Genomic DNA, 20,458 nt, shown 5'->3' on the forward strand with positions numbered 1-20,458 from the left:
TTCTCTAGAGCGCACGCCTTCTCGAATCCTTCGCAGTCCCTCTGTCTGAGTGCCTCTCCAGGCATGGCTTCGCAAAGCGTCAGCAGCAGGGCCACCAACAAGAACGCCGGCCAATGGCCGGCGTTCTTGTTTCGCTGGAAGGCGCCTTACGCAGCGTTCGTTGCCTTGATACTCATCTCGCGCTGCTCCTCCACCAACCCTTTCACCAGGCTATAGGCCATCGCCAGGAGAATCAGGGTGAAGGGCAGGCCGGTGGCCACGGCTCCCGCCTGGAGGGCACCCAGAGCCGTGTTGCCCCCACCATAGAGCAGGATGCCGGCGATTACCCCCTCCAGACAGGCCCAGAAGACCCGCTGACCACGCGGCGCATCGTGCTTGCCACCGGCAGTGATGTTGTCTATCACGAGCGAACCGGAGTCGGAGGAGGTGATGAAGAAGATCAGTACCAGGAGGATCGCCAGGCTCGAGGTCAGGGTGGTCAACGGCAGCTGTTCGAGCATCTGGAACATTGCCAGCGACACCTCGCTGATGCCATTGGCCAGTTCCCCGACGCCATTGACGGACTGGTTCAGGGCAGTGCCGCCGAAGGCGCTCATCCAGACGATGGTGACCAGAGTCGGCACCAGCAGTACGGCAATCAGGAACTCGCGTACTGTGCGCCCGCGCGAGACCCGGGCGATGAACATGCCGACGAAGGGCGACCAGGAGATCCACCAGGCCCAGTAGAATACTGTCCAGCCATGGTACCAGGTGGTGTCCTCACGACCGACCCAGTTGGAGAGCGGCAGGATATGGCTCGCGTAGGCCAGGGTGGTGCTCCACAAGCCATTGAGAAACAGCAGGGTGGAGCCGGTGATGACCACGAATGCAAGCAGCACGATGGCAAGCGCCATGTTGATGTTGGAGAAGAGCTTCACGCCACCGTCGATACCCCGCCAGACGGAGAACAGGGCAGCTACCGTGACAAGGATGATGATGGCGATCTGCGTGCCGATGGTGTTCGGGACCTCGAACAGGTAATTGAGGCCGCCAGCCGCTTGAGACGCCCCGAAACCCAATGATGTCGCCAGGCCGAAGATGGTCGCCAGCACCGCGAAGATGTCGATGGTATGGCCGGGCCAGCCTCGGACACGCTTGCCCAGAATGGGCGTGAAGGCCGAACGCAGACTCAGTGGCAGTCCACGGTTGTAGGCGAAGAACGCAAGGGACAATCCCACCATGGCGTAGATCGCCCAGGGATGCAGGCCCCAGTGGAACATGGTCGCCCCCATTGCCGCGCTGGCCCCCTCGGGGGTACGGGCCGCCACATTGAGGGGAGTACCGTACCAATCGGTGTAGTAGGCCACCGGCTCGGCCACGCTCCAGAACATCAGGCCGATACCCATGCCTGCTGCGAAGAGCATGGCGAACCAGGAGGAAGTGGAGTATTCGGGCCTAGCCTGATCGCCACCGAGCCGGATTCGCCCGAGTGGCAGCACGATCAGCACCAGGCACAGCAGCACGAAAAGGTTGCCGGCAATCATGAACAACCAGTCGAAATACGCGATCGACCATCCCCGCGCTGCCGTCAGATGGGAATTGGCGGCATCGGGATAGACCAGGGCATAGATAACGAAGGCCAGGATGGCCAGCGTGGAGATGGGGAAGACGGGATTGTGGAAATCCATCCCCAGCATCTTGGTATTGTCCTGCCCGGCGGACAGGAGAGGGGTATCATCTCGTTTCATTGGCGGTTATCGACTCTTGTTATCGGAAGTTCTTGCGATGGAGGGGGCGTCTCTTGCCGCCGTGACACCGGCAAGCGAGGTCATTCTTGGCCTGGTCTGAAGAGGGCAGTGTCTTGAAAGCGACCTTCAGCTATCCGTCGTCTCGGAGATGTCTCGCACAGATACGTGAGTGACTCTTTGGGGCAAGTCCCCCGGCGTGGAGGGAATAGGCTGGAGCGGCGGAATCAACCGCCAAGAACACAACAACGACAGGAGCCTGCCATGAGCCAAGCCAACCGTGGGGTCGTCTACATGGGCCCCGGCAAGGTCGAGGTACAGTCGATCCCCTTCCCCGAACTGGCACTGGGCAAGCGCAAGTGTCAGCACGGCGTCATTCTCAAGGTGATGACCACCAATATCTGCGGCAGCGACCAGCACATGGTGCGCGGGCGCACCACCGCACCCGAGGGCCTGGTGCTCGGCCATGAGATCACCGGCGAGGTGATCGAATGCGGTCGCGATGTGGAGTTCATCAAGGTCGGTGATATCGTTTCGGTGCCGTTCAACATTGCCTGCGGGCGCTGTCGCAACTGCAAGGAGGGCAGGACCGGTATCTGCCTTAACGTCAATCCTTCGCGCCCCGGAGCGGCCTACGGCTATGTGGACATGGGCGGCTGGGTAGGCGGTCAGACCGAGTACGTCATGGCACCCTACGCCGACTTCAATCTGCTCAAGTTCCCCGACCGCGAGCAGGCCATCGAGAAGATCCAGGACCTGACCCTGCTCTCGGACATCTTCCCCACCGGTTATCACGGCTGTGTCACCGCCGGTGTGGGGCCCGGCAGCACCGTCTACATCGCCGGTGCCGGCCCGGTGGGCCTGGCTGCGGCAGTCTCGGCGCAACTGCTCGGGGCGGCCTGCGTGATCGTCGGCGACATGATTCCTGAACGTCTGGAGCAGGCCAGGAGCTTCGGCTGCGAGACCCTGGATCTACGCCAGGACACGCCCATGGCTGACATGCTCGAGCCGATACTGGGAGAACGCGAAGTGGACGCCGCCGTGGATGCCGTGGGCTTCGAAGCGCGCTGTCATGGGCACGACCACTCACACGAGCAGCCCGCGGCGGTGCTCAATGCCTGCATGGATGTCACCCGGGCCGGTGGTCAGATCGGCATCCCCGGCCTCTATGTCACCGAGGATCCGGGTGCCGAAAGCAAGGCGGCGAAACATGGCAATCTCTCCATGCGCCTGGGGCTGGGCTGGGCCAAGTCTCACTCCTTCCATACGGGGCAGTGCCCGGTGATGAAATACCACCGCCAGTTGATGCAGGCAATTCTCTTCGACAAGGTCAGGATCGCCGATGCGGTCAACGTCGAGGTGATTTCCCTGGATGATGCGCCCCGTGGCTACGCGGACTTCGATGGAGGCGCCGCCAAGAAGTTTGTCCTCGATCCCCACGGTAGTGTCACTGCCTGATCCCGCAGGGCCTGGGGTCCTTCATCCCGGGCCTTATCCGGAATGCCCACTGCCTGATACGAAAGCTGCCCCAACAGCCTGTCGCGCATTGCCCGGGCTAAGGTCCGGTGCCAACATCAAGGTGGTGCAGCACCCACCGATAACAACGAGCCCGCCATGACCGTCGAGACCCTCACCCCCAAGCGCCGCTTCCGCGACAGGCCCCGTGGCCGCGACCTGCCTCCCGTTGCCCTGGCGTCGTTGCGCCAGCTGCTCGGCGACGAGCGCAGCGACTCGACACTCCGGCGCCGTGACCTGCTGATCGAGCACCTGCACGCCATCCAGGATGCCCATGGCCACCTCGCGCTGGTGAACCTGCGGGCGCTCGCCGCCTACATGAACCTGCCGATGGCGGCGGTCTACGAGACGGCGACCTTCTACGCCCATTTCGACGTGGTGCATGACGACCAGTCACCGCCGCCGGCGGTGACGGTGCGGGTCTGCGATTCGCTCTCCTGCCAGCTGGCCGGCGCCGAGACGCTGAAGGCCGAGCTCGAATCTGGAATGGATCCCAGTCAGGTGAGGGTGCTGCGCGCCCCCTGCATGGGGCGCTGCGAGACGGCACCGGTGGTGGAAGTGGGGCACCACCATCTGCTGTTCGCCACCACGGAGGGCGTGGAGGCGGTTGTCGATACCGGTCATTTCCATCCCGAGGCGATCGTCTGGCAGCACCTGGCGGACTATCGCGCCGAGGGCGGCTACCGGCTACTCGCCGACTGTCGTGGGGGAGGCGTCACGGTCGAGGCGCTGATGGAGACACTCGAACGCTCCAACTTGCGCGGCCTGGGCGGTGCCGGCTTCCCCACTTTCAAGAAGTGGACTTTCGTGCGCCAGGAGCCGGGGCCGCGCTACTGCGCGATCAACGCCGACGAGGGTGAACCCGGCACCTTCAAGGATCGCGTCTATCTGGAGCGCTCGCCGCACCGCTTCCTCGAGGGGGCCCTGGTCAGCGCCTGGGCAGTGGAGGCCGAGGCACTCTATATATACCTCCGCGACGAGTATCCCGGCCTGCACCGGGTGCTGCACGAGGCGATCGGCGAGCTCGAGGCCGCTGGCCTCGTGCCACAGGGCTACGTCGTGCTGCGCCGCGGTGCCGGGGCCTACATCTGCGGCGAAGAGTCGGCGATGATCGAATCCCTGGAGGGCAAGCCCGGCAAGCCGCGTAACCGCCCTCCCTACGTCGCCCAGAAGGGGCTCTTCGACCGCCCGACCCTGGTCAACAATGTCGAGACCGTCTACTGGATCCCGGAGGTCTGGGAGAAGGGCGCCGAGTGGTTTGCCGAGCAGGGTCGCCATGGTCGCAAGGGGCCGAGAAGCTTCTCGGTCTCGGGCCGTGTGAAGCGCCCCGGCGTGCATCTGGCACCGGCAGGCATCACCCTCGAGGAGCTCATCGACGAGTATTGCGGCGGCATGGCCGAGGGGCACCGGCTCGCCGGCTACCTGCCCGGCGGTGCCTCGGGCGGCATCCTGCCGGCGAGCAAGGCCGATATCCCGCTGGACTTCGACACCCTTCAGGAGCACGGCGGCTTCATCGGCTCGGCGGCCGTGATCGTGCTCTCGGATCAGGACGACCTCAAGGCGGTGGCCACTAACCTGCTGGCCTTCTTCGCCGACGAGTCCTGTGGCCAGTGCACGCCATGCCGGGTAGGCACCGAGAAGATGCTGACCCTGCTCGAGCGCGACGAGTGGCGAGTCGACGAACTCGAGCGGCTGGCGCAGGTGATGATGGACGCCTCCATCTGTGGCTTGGGCCAGGCAGCCCCCAACCCGGTACTGGGGCTTCTCAAGGACTTCCGCGGCGAGTTGGCCAGCCAGAACGTGATCATCAAGGGGTAAGCGCCATGACACAGGAACCTTTCACCCTGATTCTGGATGGTAGCGAGGTCAGTGCCCATCCCGGCGAGACGCTCTGGCAGGTCGCCAAGCGTGCCGGTGAGACCATTCCGCATCTCTGCTTCAAGGATGCACCGGGCTATCGCTCCGACGGCAACTGCCGTGCCTGCATGGTCGAGATCGAAGGCGAGCGGGTGCTGGCGGCGAGCTGCCTGCGCGAAGCCCGACCCGGCATGGTTGTCAAAAGCGCCAGCTCCGAACGGGTCAGCACCGCCAGGAAGGGCGTGATGGAACTGCTGATTGCCGACCAGCCCGAGCGGGATGCCAGCCCCGATCGCTCCAGCCACTTCTGGGCCATGGCCGACCAGCTGGCCATCGATGTGGCGGGGGTCCGCCAGTGGCTGCCCTCGCGGGAGGAGCGCAACGAACCCACCGTGCACCACGTAGCCCAGCGTGAGGGCTCGCTGATGCACGACAGCTCCCACTCGGCCATGAGCGTCAATCTCGATGCCTGCATCGAGTGCAACCTCTGCGTGCGTGCCTGCCGCGAGGTCCAGGGCAACGATGTCATCGGCCTGGCGCATCGTGGCGCCGCCTCCAAGGTCGTCTTCGACTTCGACGATCCCATGGGCGACAGTACCTGCGTGGCCTGTGGCGAGTGCGTGCAGGCCTGTCCTACCGGCGCGCTGATGCCGGCGACCCTGATGGACGCCCAGGGGCGCGGCGATTCCGCGGTGGCCGATCACACCGTCGACTCGGTCTGCCCCTACTGCGGAGTTGGCTGCCAGCTCACCTATCATGTCAAGGACGACAGCATCCTCTTCGTCGAGGGCCGCAACGGACCGTCCAACCAGAACCGCCTCTGCGTGAAGGGACGCTTCGGTTTCGACTACCCCAGGCATCCTTCGCGCCTGACTCGGCCGCTGATCCGCAAGTCGGGTGTCCCCAAGCGGCTCGACCCGGCCTTCGACCCGGCGCAGCCGCTCACCCACTTCCGCGAGGCCAGCTGGGAAGAGGCGCTGGACCTGGCGTCCCAGGGCCTGGTCGACCTCAAGACCGCCCACGGCCCCGATGCCCTGGCCGGCTTTGGCAGCGCCAAGTGCTCCAACGAGGAGGCGTGGCTGTTCCAGAAGCTGGTGCGTACCGGCTTCGGTTCCAATCATGTCGATCACTGTACCCGGCTCTGCCATGCCAGTTCGGTGGCTGCGCTGATGGAGTGCATCGGGTCGGGAGCGGTCACCGCCTCCTTCATGCAGGTGCTTGAGTCTGACGTGGTGATCCTTACCGGTTGCAACCCCGCAGTGAACCATCCTGTGGCGGCCACCTACTTCAAGCAGGCGGCACGCAACGGTACCAAGCTGATCATCATCGATCCACGCGGCCAGGGCCTGAGCGCCTACGCCCACATGAGCGTGCGTTTTTCCCCGGGGGCTGATGTCTCGCTCTTCAACGCCATGCTCAACGTGATCGTCACCGAGGAGCTCTTCGATCAGGCCTACATCGACGCCCACACCGAGGGTTTCGCGGCCCTCAAGGCTCACGTGGTCGACATGACACCGGACGCCATGGCGCCGGCCTGCGGGGTCGATCCGGACACCATCCGCGAAGTGGCCAGGCTCTATGCGAGGGCTGAGCGGGCGATGATCTTCTGGGGCATGGGTATCTCCCAGCACACCCACGGCACCGACAACGCCCGCTGCTTGATCTCGCTGGCGCTGGCCTGCGGCCAGACCGGCCGCTCCGGCACCGGGCTGCATCCCCTCCGCGGCCAGAACAACGTTCAAGGCGCCTCCGACGCGGGCCTGATCCCCATGGTGCTGCCCGATTATCAGCCGGTGGGCGACGACCAGATCCGCTCGGCCTTCGAGGAGCTATGGAACACCCCCCTGGAAGCCAGGCCCGGTCTCACCGTGGTGGAGATCATGGACGCGATCCACGCGGGTCAGATCAAGGGGATGTACATCCAGGGCGAGAACCCGGCGATGTCCGACCCGGACCTCGACCACGCCAGGGCGGCGCTGGCTAGCCTGGAGCACCTGGTGGTGCAGGATCTTTTCGTCACCGAGACTGCCCAGTATGCCGACGTCATCCTGCCGGCCTCCGCCTGGTCGGAGAAGGAGGGCACGGTCACAAATACCAACCGCCAGGTGCAGCTCGGGCGTGCCGCCGTGCCACTGCCCGGAGAAGCCAGGCCCGACTGGTGGATCATCCAGGAGATCGCTCGACGCTTCGGGCTCGACTGGGACTACACCCATCCCCGTGAGGTGTTTGCCGAGATGAAGCAGGGCATGCCGTCTCTGGACAACATCACCTGGGAGCGCCTGGAGCGTGAGAAATCGGTGACCTATCCTTGCCCGGCGGAAGACGCCCCGGGGGCCGACGTGGTCTTCTCCGACGCCTTCCCGCGGGCGGGTGGCAAGGCGAAGTTCGCGCCCACACGCCCCCTGCCGCCGGATGAGCCCGTGGATGGCGACTACCCCACGGTGCTGACCACCGGTCGTCAGCTCGAGCACTGGCACACCGGCTCGATGACTCGCCGCAGCCAGGTCCTCGACGATCTCGAGCCCGAGGCGGTGGCCAGCGTCTCTCCGGCGGAGCTCGTGCGGCTGGGTGTGTCGCCGGGTGAGCCGATCACCATCACCACCCGGCGCGGGGCGATCACGCTCAAGGTACGGGTCGACCCGCTGATGGCGGAAGGCATGGTGTTCGTGCCCTTCTGCTATGTGGAGGCCGCTGCCAACCTGCTGACCAACCCCGCCCTGGACCCCTACGGCAAGATTCCCGAGTTCAAGTACGCGGCATGCCGTCTGAGTCCGGCCGCTATCGCTCTGGCGGAGTGAGGGCACTGCCCCTCGACGGAAAAGGGAAAGGACCATGTACAGGATGCGTCGCTGGGTGGTTCGCCATGCCGGAGTCTTCGAGGCGATCTACCGACGCTTCGAACCGATGCTGGTCAAGCTCGATCCAGTATGGAAGCGACTGGGCCACGAGCGCATCGAGGCGCCGGTGAGGTCGGTGGAAAAGGCCATCAAGGCGACGCTTTTCGATTGCCGGATGTGCGGTCAGTGCGTTCTCTCCGACACCGGCATGTCCTGCCCCATGAACTGCCCCAAGCAGCTTCGCAACGGCCCCTGTGGTGGAGTGCGCGCCAATGGGCATTGCGAGGTGAAACCGGAGATGGTGTGTGTCTGGGTCGATGCCTGGGAAGGGAGTCAGCGGATGCAGGAGGGGGAGCGCATCCACGCTGTCCAGTTGCCTGTCGACCATCGCCTCACGGGAACCTCTTCCTGGCTGCGTGTGGTTCGCCAGCTGACCGGTAGCTCTTCCTCGACCGCCTCCAGAGAGGCGACAAAGTGAGGTTCGATGACGAGCCCGTGCCGGGCTACTCCCTGCCGATCCTGCCTGGTCATGTCTCCCCCGGTCGACTGGAACGGGTACTGCGGGCCGGCAAGTTCGCGATCACCAGCGAGATCGACCCGCCGGACTCAGCCGATCCAGCGGAGGTCCTCAAGCGCGCGGCGATCTTCGATGGCGTCGTCGATGCCATCAACGCCACCGATGGCTCCGGTGCTCACTGTCACATGTCCAGCGTCGGCGTCTGCTCGCTGCTCACCCGGGTCGGCTATGCCACCATCCTGCAGATATCGTGCCGTGACCGTAACCGTATCGCCATACAGGGCGAGATCCTCGGTGCGGCGGCCATGGGTGCCTGCAACCTGCTCTGCCTGACCGGTGACGGTGTGCAGGCCGGTGACCATCCCCAGGCCAAGCCGGTATTCGATCTCGACTCCATGTCCCTGTTGCAGATCGCCCGTGGCATGCGCGATGACTCTCGCTTCGAGAGCGGGCGGCGCCTCGAGACGCCCCCGCGGATCTTTCTTGGCGCGGCCGAGAATCCCTTTGTGCCGCCGCTGGCGTGGCGACCGCATCGCCTGGCCAAGAAGGTGGCGGCCGGTGCCCAGTTTTTCCAGACCCAATACTGCTTCGATATCGAGCAACTGCGTGACTTCATGCTCAAGGTCAATGACCTGGGCCTTCTCGAAGGTCCCGATCGTGTCTTCATCCTGCCGGGCATCGGACCCCTGGCCTCGGCACGAAGTGCGCGGTGGATTCGCGACAATGTTCCCGGCGTGCATATCCCCGACGCCGTGGTCCGTCGGCTCGAAGGGGCCGTGGATCAGAAGGAGGAGGGCAAGCGGTTGTGCATGGATCTGCTTCACTCGATCCGCGAGATTCCGGGTGTCAGCGGCGCCCATATCATGGCCTATCGTCAGGAGCGCAGTGTGGCGGAAATCATCGAGACCACCGGCGTCCTCGACGGTCGTACGCCCTGGTACCCGGGACGCGATGACCCGCAGAAGCTCAATCCCGAATCTCCCGATGCCCTGTGAGGTGGAAGGTATCGCGAGCTAGCAAAGAAAGGGCCCGCTCGATGGCGGGCCCGATAGTGGAGGCATTGCCTCGGCTCAGCTGGGTTGGACGATCTGTAGATTCTGCAGATGGGGAGCGGTATTTCCCAGGTTCTCCAGCATCCTTTCACGGTACCAGTCGATGAAATCGATCACGCCGAACTCGGCGGTCCTGGAGTAGGGTCCCGGCTGGTAAGCCACGGAGTTGATCCCGCGCTGGTTCTCCTCGACCAGGCGTCGATCCTGGTCATTGGTGGCATCCCAGACCTTGCGGATCTCATCGGGTTGGTAGTCGACCTCTTCGGTGGCCTCCTTGTGCACCAGCCACTTGGTTGTCACCAGGGTCCGTTCCGGCCCCAACGGAAGCACCCTGAACACGATCGCATGATCCCCCAGGAAGTGATTCCACGAGTTGGGGAGGTGCAGGATGCGCAGCGAGCCCATGTCGGTACTCTTGAGCCGGCCCATCAGCTTGCTGCAGCCTGGCTTGCCATCCATGGTCATGGAGACCACCCCGTTGAGCAGCGGAGTGCGGGTCAGGCGATTGCGCTTGCCGAAACGCTTGAGCTGCCAGGGGACCTGCTGAGCATCCCAGTCGGCCTGCTTCGTGGCGACCAGTGTCTTGTAGGCCGGGGTAGCACGGGGATCGTCAGTATCATCGAACTCCTGCAGCGAGTTGAGCAGCTCAGGGTGGGCGCCATTGCAGTGGTAGCACTCGCGGTTGTTCTCTATCACCAACTTCCAGTTGGCATTCTCGACGATATTGGACTCCACGGCGATCTTGACATTGGCCATGTCGTAGGGCTCGAGATAGTGCTCCAAGGTGACCAGGAAGTCATCGATAGCGGGTGGCTGCTCGGCCAGGCTGATGAAGATGTAGCCCCCGGCAGTACGCACATGGATCGGCTTGAGGCCGTAGGTCGAAAGATCGAAGTTCTCGCCCATGTCGGAGCCTGCAAACAGCAGGCGGCCGTCGAGCTCATAGGTCCACTGATGGTAGGGACAGACCAGCTTGGCCACCTTACCCCTCTCGTGGACACAGAGACGCGAACCGCGGTGGCGGCAGACGTTGTGGAAGCCATGCACCTTGCCCTCGTTGCCACGCACCAGGATCACCGGATTGTCGCCGATCTCCAGGGTCAGGTAGTTGCCCTTGGCGGGGATCTCGCAGGTCATGCCGGCGAACAACCACTCCTTGGCGAAGATCTCCTGCATGTCCAGGGCGAAGACGCGGGCATCAGTGTAGAACGGCTGGGGCAGTGACAAATGGGTGGGATGATCGGCGAGCATCTGGCTTGCCGCTTCGCGTGTCGGGGTCAGGTCATCGTCGAGGTGGACGTGGGAGATCGAATCCATGGACTACATCCTCTTGCAGGCCGCGGATGCGGCAATTGATTGGTGTTGTTAGAGGCGAAAGCAATGCGGGGTTTGAGATATGGGCTGATTCTGGAGCAGCTCTAAAGGGAGGAGTTGTCTGCCCACGACGGATCTCGATTCAGGGGCGACGCTGCATTCGAGGAAAGGGAGGAGGGGTGGGAATCATGGATATGGCCATGTCGCTGACAGGCAAGTGGCCGCGGGGGCGCGTGGCGCAGAATGCCGGCAACGGGCGATGGCGCGGCAGCCGAGCCTTCCATGGTGCATTGCAGGCGACACGATAATGACAATGAGTTTCCTCAACCCCGTCACGACCCAGACCTGGACCAACGGCCGCCATGTAGTGCGTTGCGTCAAGGTGATCCAGGAGACCTGGGACGTCCGTACCTTCTGTTTCATGGCCGAGCAGCCGGTACTGTTCTTCTTCAAGCCGGGGCAGTTCGTGACCCTCGAGCTGGAGATAGACGGACAGCAGGTCATGCGCTCCTATACCATCTCGAGCTCACCGTCGATTCCCTACAGTATTTCGATCACCGTCAAGCGCCTGCCTGGCGGTAAGGTCTCGAACTGGCTTCACGACAACCTGAAGGCCGGCGACGAACTGGTGGTGCATGGCCCGGTGGGTAACTTCAACATCATGGACTATCCCGCCGATAAGGTTCTGTTGCTTTCCGGTGGCGTGGGAATCACCCCCTTGATGTCCATGGTGCGCTGGTTCTTCGATACCAATTCCATGGTTGACGTGGAGTTCGTGCATAGCGCTCGCTCCCCTCGCGACATCATCTACCATCGCGAACTGGAGCATATCTTCTCGCGTATTCCTGAATTCAAGCTGCATATCGTGACCGAACGCAGCGGCGAACTGAACGAGAGCTGGGCAGGTTACCGGGGCTACCTCGCCCAGGCGATGCTCGAGCTGATGGTGCCGGACTTCATGAGTCGCGAGATCTTCTGTTGCGGCCCTACGCCCTACATGAACGCCGTGAAGAAACTCCTGCGCGATAACAATTTCGACATGAGCCATTACCACGAGGAGTCCTTCGCCGCCACGCCGATCGATGTGCAGGAGGAGGTGCAGGAAAATGTCGAGCAGGCCGAAGCGCTGGCCGAGGAGTTCGATACCGCCGACTTGATCAGCGTGGAATTCTCAACGTCGGGCAAGAGCGTGCGCATCCATCCCGGCGAAACGGTGCACTCCGCTGCCGCTAAGCTTGGCCTGCACATCCCCAAGGCCTGCGGCATGGGCATCTGCGGAACCTGCCGGGTCCCCCTGAGCTCCGGTCAGGTGGATATGGATCACAACGGGGGCATCACCGACGAGGACCTCGCCGAGGGCTATATCCTCTCCTGTTGCAGTAAGCCGCTCGGTGATGTGGTGGTTGATTACTGAGTGGGCGAGTTGCCGGTCGTCCAGCATGTCGCAAAGGCTTCCTCTGTCGTAAACACACTGCCCCGTGACGCTTGCGAGCAGCATGCTGCACACCCTCGGGGGATACCATCACCGCATGCATCACAACCGAATCGATCTTCCCAACGACAATAAATCCGGAGTTCCCCAGATGACCCACCGTGAAGGTTTCCGCCCCCAGGCTTCTCTGTCCGCCTATGATCCCTCCCTGTCCTCGGCCATCGCCGAGGAGACCGAGCGCCAGGAGGCACATATTGAACTGATTGCTTCCGAGAACTACGCCAGTCGGTATGTCATGGAAGCCCAGGGCTCTCAGCTCACCAACAAGTATGCCGAGGGCTATCCCGGCAAGCGCTATTACGGTGGCTGCGAGTTCGTCGACAAGGTAGAGAAACTCGCCATCGAGCGTGCCTGTGATCTGTTCAGCGCCGATTACGCCAATGTCCAGCCCCATTCCGGTGCCCAGGCCAATGCCGCCGTGTTCATGGCGCTGGTCTCCCCGGGCGACACCGTGCTGGGCATGAGCCTGGCCCATGGCGGCCATCTGACCCATGGTGCGGCACCCAACTTTTCCGGCAAGCACTACAATGCGGTGCAGTACGGCCTGAACCCCGAGACGGGCGAGATTGATTACGCCGAGGTTGAGCGTCTGGCCCGCGAGCATCAGCCGAAGATGATCATCGCCGGCTTCTCCGCCTATTCGCGTGTCGTCGATTGGCGCCGTTTCCGGACTATTGCCGACGAGGTGGGCGCCTGGTTGATGGTCGACATGGCCCATGTGGCCGGCCTGGTCGCTGCCGGTCTCTATCCGAGCCCGCTGCCCCATGCCCACGTGGTCACCACTACGACTCACAAGACCCTACGCGGCCCACGCGGAGGCCTGATCCTCTCCTCCCATTCCGATGAGAGCCTTCACAAGAAGCTCAACGGCGCCGTCTTCCCGGGCCAGCAGGGCGGCCCTTTGATGCATGTCATCGCCGCCAAGGCAGTGGCCTTCCGTGAGGCGATGAGCCAGGAGTTCGTGACCTATCAGCAGCAGGTGATCGACAACGCCCGTGTCATGGCCGGGGTCTTCATCGACCGTGGATACGACGTGGTCTCCGGCGGTACCGACGATCATCTGTTCCTGGTCTCGCTGATCCGTCAGGGCGTGACCGGAAAGGATGCCGACGCTGCCCTGGGTCGTGCCCATATCACCGTCAACAAGAATAGCGTCCCCAATGATCCCCAGAGCCCTTTCGTGACCTCCGGCCTGCGCATCGGAACACCCGCGGTGACGACTCGCGGATTCGGCACCGATGACTGCGAGCAACTCGCCGGCTGGATCTGCGACATCCTCGATGTGCTGGCCGAGCAGGGCAGCACTACTGCCGTGGAAGCCGAGGTGCGTGAAAAGACCGAGGGGCTTTGTGCTCGCTATCCGGTCTATGCAGAGAGCGCGGCGACAACAGCCAGTGACAAGGCGTCATCCATCGCCTGAGCCGATTTCGTCAGGGTGGCGCCTGCCCCGCCGGCCACGGCCGATCCAGGAGAGAGAACATGCAACGTTATTCAGGCTTCGGGCTGGTCAAGCACGCGCTGAGCCATCACGAGAACTGGGAGCGCCAGTGGCGCAACCCGACACCCAAGAAACAGTACGACGTCATCATTATCGGCGGCGGTGGGCACGGCCTGGCAACGGCCTACTACCTGGCCAAGGAGCATGGCGTGAAGAATGTCGCCGTGCTCGAGAAGGGCTGGCTGGGTGGCGGTAACACCGCACGAAACACCACCATCGTGCGCTCCAACTATCTCTGGGACGAATCCGCGGCCCTCTACGAGCACTCGATGAAGCTCTGGGAAGGGCTCTCCCGGGATATCAACTACAACGTGATGTTCTCCCAGCGCGGGGTATTGAACCTCGGTCATACGCTGCAGGACATGCGTGATATCCAGCGCCGCGTGAATGCCAACCGCTTGAATGGCATCGACGGCGAGGTGCTCGACACGCGGGGCGTCCAGGAGATCGTGCCGATTCTCGACTGCTCGACGCGTGCCCGCTACCCGGTCCTGGGTGCCTCCTGGCAGCCTCGCGCCGGCGTGGCCCGCCATGATGCCGTGGCCTGGGGCTATGCCCGGGCCGCCGATGCCCAGGGTGTCGATCTGCTCCAGAACACCGAGGTCACCGGCTTCAAGATTCGTGACGGTCGCGTCCATGGGGTGCACACCAACCGCGGCGATATCGAAGCAAGCACCATCGGCTGTGTGACCGCCGGCAACTCGGGGGTGCTCGCGAAGATGGCCGGTTTCCGCCTGCCACTGGAGTCGCATCCGCTGCAGGCGCTGGTCTCGGAGCCGCTCAAGCCGATTCTCGACACCGTGGTGATGTCGAATCAGGTCCATGGCTATATCAGTCAGTCAGACAAGGGCGACCTTGTCATCGGCGCCGGTATCGATGGCTACAACGGCTATGGCCAGCGTGGCAGCTACCCCACCGTCGAACACACCCTGCAGGCCATCGTCGAGATGTTCCCGATGTTCTCTCGGGTACGCATGAATCGCCAGTGGGGAGGCATCGTCGATACCTGCCCGGATGCCTGTCCGATCCTGTCGAAGACACCGGTCAAGGGCCTCTTCTTCAACTGCGGTTGGGGTACCGGCGGCTTCAAGGCCACGCCGGGCTCGGGCCACGTATTCGCTGCCAGCCTTGCCAAGGGCGAGATGCACCCTATTGCGGCACCCTTCTCCATCGATCGCTTCCACAGCGGGGCGCTGATCGACGAGCACGGCGCTGCCGGCGTGGCCCACTGAGTTCCGCACGCTGCTGCCTGACAGCACAGCCCTGGATAACGACTTTCATCCCGGTGATGGAGGGGGAGATTTCATGTTTCTGATCTACTGTCCGTATTGCCAGGAACTCCGTGAAGAGCCGGAGTTTCATGCCAAGGGCCAGGCACACATTGCCCGGCCACAAGACCCCGAGGCCTGCTCCGATGAAGAGTGGGGGGATTACCTGTTCTTCCGCGACAATCCCCGCGGTATCCACCATGAGCTGTGGGTGCACGCCATTGGTTGTCGCAAGTTCTTCAACATCACTCGCGATACGGTGAGCTACGAGATCCTCGAGACCTACCCCATGGGCGAGCAACCCCGCATCACCGCGGATCGTGTCGCCGTCGATGGTACGGGCCGAGAGCCCGGCAGGACTACCAGCGAAACCTCCGCCCAGCAGAAAGGAGTCCGCGCATGAGCCAGGTCAATCGTCTTGCTCGGGGTGGGCGCATCGACCGTTCGCGCCCACTGAGCTTCACCTTCAATGGCCAGACCTATCAGGGCCATGCCGGCGATACCCTGGCATCGGCGCTGCTGGCCAACGGTGTGGATGTGGTCAATCGCAGCTTCAAGTATTCCCTCCCTCGCGGCATCGTCACCGCCGGCGCGGAAGAGCCCAATGCGGTGGTCCAACTGGGTGCCTCCGAAGCCTCCCAGGTGCCCAATGTGCGTGCTACCCAGCAGGCCCTCTACAAGGGTCTGGTCGCTCGCAGTACCAATGGCTGGCCCAGCGTGCAGCGAGACCTGATGGGTGTCGTCGGCAAGCTGGGGGGCAAGTTGATGCCTCCAGGCTTCTACTACAAGACCTTCATGGCGCCGGCTTCACTGTGGATGACCTACGAGAAGTACATCCGCAAGAGTGCCGGCCTGGGGCGTAGCTCCACCGAATCCGACCCCGATATCTACGATCACCAGCATCGGCACTGTGACGTCCTGGTGATCGGTGCCGGCCCAGCGGGGCTCGCTGCCGCCCTGGCAGCCGGGCGCAGTGGTGCCCGGGTGATCCTCTGCGATGAGCAGGAGGAGCTGGGGGGTTGCCTGCTCGCGACACCTGAACTGCTCGACGACGAACCCGCCGAGAAATGGCTGAGTGCCGTGACGGCCGAGCTCTCCGAGCTGGCCAACGTCACCGTGCTGCCGCGTACAACGGCCAATGGCTACCATGACCACCATTTCGTGACGCTGCATGAGCGGCGTACCGACCATCTTGCCGATACGGCACCAAGGGTGAATGGTCGTCGTCAATCTCGTGGACGCATGCATCATGTCCGGGCTGACCGGGTGATACTCGCTACCGGTGCCCACGAGCGCCCCCTTGTGTATGCGGGTAACGACGTGCCGGGTAACCTGCTCGCCGGCGCTGTCTCCACCTATATCCGTCGCTATGGAGTGATACCCGGCCAGAAGCTGGTGCTCTCCACCAGCAATGATCACGCCTATCGCGCCGCCCTGGACTGGGCCGAACAGGGCAAGGACGCCCGGCGCGAGGTGGTGGCCATTGTCGACGCACGAGCCAATCCTGCTGGCGAGCTGGTGGAACAGGCACGCCGCCTAGGCATCCGGGTGATCACCGGCAGTGCGGTGATCGAGGCCAAGGGCACGAACCGAGTGTCGGCTGCCCGGGTGGCCAAGATCGATCTCGAGGGCTTCAGGGTCACTGGCTCCGTCGAGGATCTCTCCTGCGACACCATTGCCAGCTCCGGGGGTTACAGTCCGGTGATCCATCTGGCCTCCCACACCGGGGCCCGCCCCAGCTGGAACGACAGGATTCTGGGTTTCGTGCCCTCCCTGGTCAAGGGGGTCAGCGCCGCTGGCGGAGCAAGCGGTACCTATCCGCTTCCCGAGGTGCTGGCAGACGGGCGCGAGGCAGGGCTGCAGGCTGCCTCCTCCTGTGGTTTCGAGGCCGCGACTATCGAGCTTCCCCGAGTGGATGTCCTGTCCGAAGGAGAGGCCTGCGCGCTCTATCAGGTACCCCACGAGAAGCCGACCTTGCGCGCGCCCAAGCAGTTCGTCGACCTGCAGAACGATGTCACCGCCGCAGGCATCGAGATCGCCACGCGCGAGGGCTTCGAGTCCATCGAACACGTCAAGCGCTATACGGCCATGGGTTTCGGCACCGATCAGGGCAAGCTCGGCAATATCAACGGCATGGCCATCGCCGCGCGCTGCCTGAAGCGCTCGATTCCCGAGGTGGGGACCACGGTATTCCGTCCCAACTACACGCCGGTGACCTTCGGCGCCATCGCCGGCCGCCACTGCAAGGAGCTGTTCGATCCCGAGCGCTACACCGCACTACATGACTGGCATGTCGAGCGTGGCGCCGAGTTCGAGGTGGTCGGGCAGTGGATGCGTCCCTGGTACTATCCTCAACAAGACCGCCGCGGCGCCAATGGCAAACGCGAGAGCATGTCGGAGGCGGTGGCACGGGAATGCCGTGCGGTTCGCGAGAAGGTGGGCATCCTCGATGCCTCGACCCTGGGCAAGATCGATATCCAGGGAGCCGATGCCCGTGAGTTCCTGGGCCGTATCTACACCAACAAGTGGGAAAAACTCGCCGTCGGCAAGTGCCGCTACGGGCTGATGTGCAAGGACGACGGCATGGTCACCGATGATGGCGTGACCGCCTGCCTCGCCGAGAACCACTTCGTGATGACCACCACCACCGGCGGAGCCGCGGCGATCCTCGAGTGGCTGGAGCTCTGGCACCAGACGGAGTGGCCCGAACTCGATGTCAGCTTCACCTCAGTGACCGATCACTGGGCGACCATGACCATCACGGGACCCGAGTCACGCCGGCTGCTTGCCGAGATCAGCGACATCGATCTCGACCGGGACAGCTTCAAGTTCATGGACTGGCGCGAGGGCAGGGTGGCGGACGTGCCGGCCCGGGTCTTCCGCATCTCCTTCACCGGCGAGCTCACCTACGAGATCAACGTCCAGGCCCACTTCGCCATGCATGTCTGGAAGACGCTGTTTTCCCATGGCGAGAAGTACGGACTGACCCCCTATGGCACGGAGACGATGCACGTATTGAGGGCGGAGAAGGGGTTCATCATCGTCGGCCAGGACACGGACGGCTCGGTAACCCCCGAGGATCTGGGCATGCAGTGGGCCATCGGCTACGACAAGCCGTTCCCCTGGATCGGCAAGCGTGCCCTGACCCGCAGCGACACCCGGCGTGAAAACCGCAAGCAGCTGGTAGGCCTGAAGCCCAAGGATCCGACGGTGGTGCTGCAGGAGGGGGCCCAGATCGTGTTCGACCCCAAGGCCTCGATCCCCATGCCCATGGTGGGGCACGTGACCTCCAGCTATTACAGCCCGACCCTGGAGGCCGGCTTTGCCCTTGCCGTGGTCAAGGGGGGGCAGAATCGAATGGGCGAGACCGTCTACATGCCCATGGCCGACGGCACCACTCACGAAGCCGAGATCGTCAGTCCGATCTTCGTCGATCCCAAGGGAGAGCGTCAGAATGTCTAATCCGTCCAGCGTCAATCTTTTCGACTCCCGCGCCGACCTGTCGATGGCCGAGTCGCCGCTTGCCTTCTCGATGAGCCGGCGCAACGTGCCGGCGGCCGGTGCCGATAGCCGGGTGGTGCTGCGCGAACGGCCCTTCCTCGGTCATCTCATTCTGCGTGGGGGTGCCATCGTGCTCGACGAGGCGGTGCGCGAGGAGTTGGGCATCAACCTGCCCGGTCGCCCCCAGGGACTGACCCTAGACGCTTCGGGCGAGCGCTCGATCCAGTGGCTCTCGCCGGACGAGTGGTTGCTGATCGTGCCAGGGGGCGAGGAGTTCGATCTCGAGGGACGCCTGCGCCAACGCCTGGGGGATGCAAGCTTCGCCATCGTCAATGTCAGCGGCGGTCAGACCCTGCTCGAACTCGAGGGCGAGGCCGCCCGTGAGCTGCTGATGAAGTCGGTGGTCTACGATGTGCATCCCGATCATTTCCCGGCCGGCAAGGGGGTGACCACGGTCTTTGCCAAGACCAGCACCATCCTTCGGCGTCCCTCGGATACCCGTTGGGAGCTTGTGGTGCGCCGCAGCTTTGCCGACTACTGTCTTCGCTGGCTGCTCGATGCCGGCGAGGAGTACGCCATCGGTGTGGAGACGTGAGCCCATGAGTGACTCCACGGCCAGCTGGATTCTTGCCGCCCAGTGCCCTAGCCTGCTGGGCACCGTGGATGTGGTGACGCGCTTTCTCAAGGAGAGCCGTTGCTACATCACCGAGCAGCACTCCTTCGATGATCGTATCAGCGGGCGCTTCTTCATCCGCACCGAGTTCCGGCCCGAGGCCGAGGACTTCGATGCAGAGGCCTTCCAGTCCGACTTCGCAGAGCGCGCCGCCGAGTTCGACATGACTTTCGAGCTGACGCGTCCCGGGACGCGCTTGCCGGTGGTGATCATGGTCTCCAAGGCCGACCACTGCCTTAACGACTTGCTCTATCGCTACCGGACAGGCCAGCTTCCCATCGATATCCGTGCCGTGGTCTCCAACCATCCGGACCTCGAACCCCTGGCTGCCTGGCACAATATTCCCTATCACCATCTGCCTATCACCCCCGAGACCAAGGCCGAGCAGGAGGCGCAGGTATGGGAGGTAATCGAGAAGAGTGGCGCCGAGCTGGTGATACTGGCGCGCTACATGCAGGTACTTTCCAGCGCGATGTGCACCCGGCTGAGCGGGCGGGCGATCAATATCCACCATTCGCTGCTGCCCGGCTTCAAGGGAGCGAAGCCCTACCACCAGGCCTACGACAAGGGTGTCAAGCTGGTCGGCGCCACGGCCCACTACATCAACGACGACCTGGATGAAGGGCCGATCATCACCCAGGGTGTGGCACCGGTGAGTCATACCGACTACCCGGAGGACCTCGTCGCCAAGGGGCGCGACGTCGAATGTCTGACGCTGGCCCGGGCCGTCGCCCTGCACGTGGAGCGTAGAGTCTTCCTCCATGCCAGGCGCACGGTGGTCTTCGATCGCTAACAAAGGTGATACAGCATGCCAATCAGCGTATTCGATCTGTTCAAGATCGGCGTCGGGCCGTCGAGCTCGCACACGGTAGGTCCCATGCAGGCGGCCTTCGACTTCGTCCGCGAGTTGCAGGAGCGCTCGCTGCTCCAGCGAGTTGCCCGCGTCGAGGTGCAGCTTTACGGCTCGCTCTCGGCCACCGGTATCGGCCACGGCACCGATCGTGCGGTGATCATGGGCCTGATGGGCGAGCGGCCCAACCATATCGACCCCGACATCATCGGTCCCAGCATCGATACTCTGCGGGAAGCCGAGGCGCTGCACCTCGATGGTCACCACCGTGTACCCTTCCTGTGGGCGCGAGACATGCAGCTCTTCGAGGAGAGTCTGCCCCACCATCCCAACGCCATGCGGCTGATCGCCTACACCGAC

Annotated in this window: 15 protein-coding genes; 13 read left to right on the plus strand and 2 right to left on the minus strand. The window is 63.5% G+C overall.

Annotated elements, in window-relative coordinates; genetic code table 11:
- Positions 1 to 146: 146 nt before the first annotated feature.
- Positions 147 to 1,727 (minus strand): BCCT family transporter, encoded by a 1,581-nt coding sequence (locus BMY30_RS13915; RefSeq protein ID WP_089714733.1) that lies wholly within the window; start codon positions 1,725 to 1,727, stop codon positions 147 to 149.
- 261 nt (positions 1,728 to 1,988) lie between these two features.
- Between BMY30_RS13915 and fdhA the strand changes: the two genes are divergently transcribed.
- The 5 genes from fdhA (at position 1,989) to BMY30_RS13940 (ending at position 9,445) form a co-directional block, all read left to right on the plus strand.
- The gene (gene fdhA / locus BMY30_RS13920) at positions 1,989 to 3,182 is read left to right on the plus strand and encodes a formaldehyde dehydrogenase, glutathione-independent (RefSeq protein WP_089714735.1); all 1,194 of its coding nucleotides are present in this window, start codon (positions 1,989 to 1,991) and stop codon (positions 3,180 to 3,182) included.
- A 156-nt stretch (positions 3,183 to 3,338) separates the two neighbouring features.
- On the plus strand, positions 3,339 to 5,057 hold the full coding sequence (locus BMY30_RS13925) for an NADH-ubiquinone oxidoreductase-F iron-sulfur binding region domain-containing protein (protein WP_089714737.1): 1,719 nt from the start codon (positions 3,339 to 3,341) through the stop codon (positions 5,055 to 5,057).
- Positions 5,058 to 5,062: 5 nt separating this feature from the next.
- Positions 5,063 to 7,894, plus strand: coding sequence for a formate dehydrogenase subunit alpha (fdhF, locus tag BMY30_RS13930; protein ID WP_170840148.1), 2,832 nt, complete (start codon positions 5,063 to 5,065; stop codon positions 7,892 to 7,894).
- A gap of 34 nt (positions 7,895 to 7,928) precedes the next feature.
- Positions 7,929 to 8,411, plus strand: coding sequence for a methylenetetrahydrofolate reductase C-terminal domain-containing protein (locus BMY30_RS13935; RefSeq protein WP_089714741.1), 483 nt, complete (start codon positions 7,929 to 7,931; stop codon positions 8,409 to 8,411).
- Positions 8,408 to 9,445 (plus strand): methylenetetrahydrofolate reductase, encoded by a 1,038-nt coding sequence (locus BMY30_RS13940; RefSeq protein WP_089714743.1) that lies wholly within the window; start codon positions 8,408 to 8,410, stop codon positions 9,443 to 9,445. The genes BMY30_RS13935 and BMY30_RS13940 overlap by 4 nt, the downstream gene beginning before the upstream one ends.
- A gap of 75 nt (positions 9,446 to 9,520) precedes the next feature.
- On the opposite strand, the gene BMY30_RS13945 is transcribed toward BMY30_RS13940, so the two are convergent.
- Positions 9,521 to 10,819 carry an aromatic ring-hydroxylating oxygenase subunit alpha gene (locus BMY30_RS13945; protein ID WP_089714745.1) on the minus strand — a complete coding sequence of 433 codons (1,299 nt, stop codon included), beginning with the start codon at positions 10,817 to 10,819 and terminating at the stop codon, positions 9,521 to 9,523.
- Positions 10,820 to 11,123: 304 nt separating this feature from the next.
- Here BMY30_RS13945 and BMY30_RS13950 point away from each other — a divergent pair, with 304 nt between their 5' ends.
- The 8 genes from BMY30_RS13950 to BMY30_RS13985 form a co-directional block, all read left to right on the plus strand.
- Complete coding sequence (locus tag BMY30_RS13950; RefSeq protein WP_089714747.1) at positions 11,124 to 12,230, plus strand: FAD-binding oxidoreductase; 1,107 nt, start codon at positions 11,124 to 11,126, stop codon at positions 12,228 to 12,230.
- 169 nt (positions 12,231 to 12,399) lie between these two features.
- A complete protein-coding gene (gene glyA / locus BMY30_RS13955) occupies positions 12,400 to 13,728 on the plus strand; it encodes a serine hydroxymethyltransferase (protein WP_089714749.1) in 1,329 nt (442 codons plus the stop codon).
- A 59-nt stretch (positions 13,729 to 13,787) separates the two neighbouring features.
- Positions 13,788 to 15,038 carry a sarcosine oxidase subunit beta family protein gene (locus tag BMY30_RS13960; protein WP_089714750.1) on the plus strand — a complete coding sequence of 417 codons (1,251 nt, stop codon included), beginning with the start codon at positions 13,788 to 13,790 and terminating at the stop codon, positions 15,036 to 15,038.
- A 73-nt stretch (positions 15,039 to 15,111) separates the two neighbouring features.
- The gene (locus BMY30_RS13965) at positions 15,112 to 15,477 is read left to right on the plus strand and encodes a sarcosine oxidase subunit delta (RefSeq protein WP_089714752.1); all 366 of its coding nucleotides are present in this window, start codon (positions 15,112 to 15,114) and stop codon (positions 15,475 to 15,477) included.
- Positions 15,474 to 18,536 carry a sarcosine oxidase subunit alpha family protein gene (locus tag BMY30_RS13970; protein ID WP_089714753.1) on the plus strand — a complete coding sequence of 1,021 codons (3,063 nt, stop codon included), beginning with the start codon at positions 15,474 to 15,476 and terminating at the stop codon, positions 18,534 to 18,536. Before BMY30_RS13965 ends, BMY30_RS13970 begins: the two co-directional genes overlap by 4 nt.
- Entirely contained in the window at positions 18,529 to 19,170 is a 642-nt protein-coding gene (locus tag BMY30_RS13975) for a sarcosine oxidase subunit gamma (RefSeq protein ID WP_089714755.1), read from the plus strand. Before BMY30_RS13970 ends, BMY30_RS13975 begins: the two co-directional genes overlap by 8 nt.
- Positions 19,171 to 19,174: 4 nt before the next feature.
- Positions 19,175 to 20,041: a formyltetrahydrofolate deformylase gene (gene purU, locus BMY30_RS13980; protein ID WP_089714756.1), complete on the plus strand. Its 867-nt coding sequence runs from the start codon at positions 19,175 to 19,177 to the stop codon at positions 20,039 to 20,041.
- A 15-nt stretch (positions 20,042 to 20,056) separates the two neighbouring features.
- The coding region (locus BMY30_RS13985) for a serine dehydratase beta chain (RefSeq protein WP_280140903.1) at positions 20,057 to 20,458 on the plus strand (402 nt) is incomplete at its 3' end.

The sequence above is a fragment of the Halomonas daqiaonensis genome (assembly GCF_900109725.1).
Taxonomy (GTDB): Bacteria; Pseudomonadota; Gammaproteobacteria; order Pseudomonadales; family Halomonadaceae; genus Halomonas; species Halomonas daqiaonensis.

Bases quoted from the DNA above. Each gene is read 5' to 3' on its own strand.
- BMY30_RS13915 (WP_089714733.1), bottom strand. From the start codon at position 1,727: ATGAAACGAGATGATACCCCTCTCCTGTCCGCCGGGCAGGACAATACC.
- fdhA (WP_089714735.1), top strand. From the start codon at position 1,989: ATGAGCCAAGCCAACCGTGGGGTCGTCTACATGGGCCCCGGCAAGGTC.
- BMY30_RS13925 (WP_089714737.1), top strand. From the start codon at position 3,339: ATGACCGTCGAGACCCTCACCCCCAAGCGCCGCTTCCGCGACAGGCCC.
- fdhF (WP_170840148.1), top strand. From the start codon at position 5,063: ATGACACAGGAACCTTTCACCCTGATTCTGGATGGTAGCGAGGTCAGT.
- BMY30_RS13935 (WP_089714741.1), top strand. From the start codon at position 7,929: ATGTACAGGATGCGTCGCTGGGTGGTTCGCCATGCCGGAGTCTTCGAG.
- BMY30_RS13945 (WP_089714745.1), bottom strand. From the start codon at position 10,819: ATGGATTCGATCTCCCACGTCCACCTCGACGATGACCTGACCCCGACA.
- BMY30_RS13950 (WP_089714747.1), top strand. From the start codon at position 11,124: ATGACAATGAGTTTCCTCAACCCCGTCACGACCCAGACCTGGACCAAC.
- glyA (WP_089714749.1), top strand. From the start codon at position 12,400: ATGACCCACCGTGAAGGTTTCCGCCCCCAGGCTTCTCTGTCCGCCTAT.
- BMY30_RS13960 (WP_089714750.1), top strand. From the start codon at position 13,788: ATGCAACGTTATTCAGGCTTCGGGCTGGTCAAGCACGCGCTGAGCCAT.
- BMY30_RS13965 (WP_089714752.1), top strand. From the start codon at position 15,112: ATGTTTCTGATCTACTGTCCGTATTGCCAGGAACTCCGTGAAGAGCCG.
- BMY30_RS13970 (WP_089714753.1), top strand. From the start codon at position 15,474: ATGAGCCAGGTCAATCGTCTTGCTCGGGGTGGGCGCATCGACCGTTCG.
- BMY30_RS13975 (WP_089714755.1), top strand. From the start codon at position 18,529: ATGTCTAATCCGTCCAGCGTCAATCTTTTCGACTCCCGCGCCGACCTG.
- purU (WP_089714756.1), top strand. From the start codon at position 19,175: ATGAGTGACTCCACGGCCAGCTGGATTCTTGCCGCCCAGTGCCCTAGC.